General features: G+C 53.4%; 1 protein-coding gene. It reads left to right on the forward strand.

Annotation, left to right across the window (positions count from 1 at the left end; genetic code table 11):
- Positions 1-44 precede the first annotated feature (44 nt).
- The coding region (locus JUJ53_RS14135; protein ID WP_204152677.1) for an IS1 family transposase at positions 45-352 on the forward strand (308 nt) is incomplete at its 3' end.

Genomic DNA, 352 nt, shown 5'->3' on the forward strand with positions numbered 1-352 from the left:
GGCGTTGCACAGTGTAAAATGACATAGAGTCAAGGGAAGCCATGATGAACTGTCCTCACTGCGCCAGCACCAACGTTGTCAAGAATGGGCATCGCAACGGCAAGCAAAGCTACCTGTGCCGAGACTGCCGCCGCCAGTTCCGAGACAATCCCCAACAGGGATACAGTCAAGAGGTCAAAGCCTTGTGTGTCACCATGTCCCTCAACGGTATGGGATTTCGAGCGATCGAGCGCGTGACCGGCATCAACCATAATAGTGTGATCAACTGGGTGCGCCAAGCCGCAGCAGCTATCCCTGAGGAGAATTATGAGATTCCCGAAACGGCCCAACTCGATGAGTTGGAAACGTTTGT

The sequence above is a fragment of the Leptolyngbya sp. CCY15150 genome (assembly GCF_016888135.1).
GTDB lineage: Bacteria > Cyanobacteriota > Cyanobacteriia > RECH01 > RECH01 > RECH01.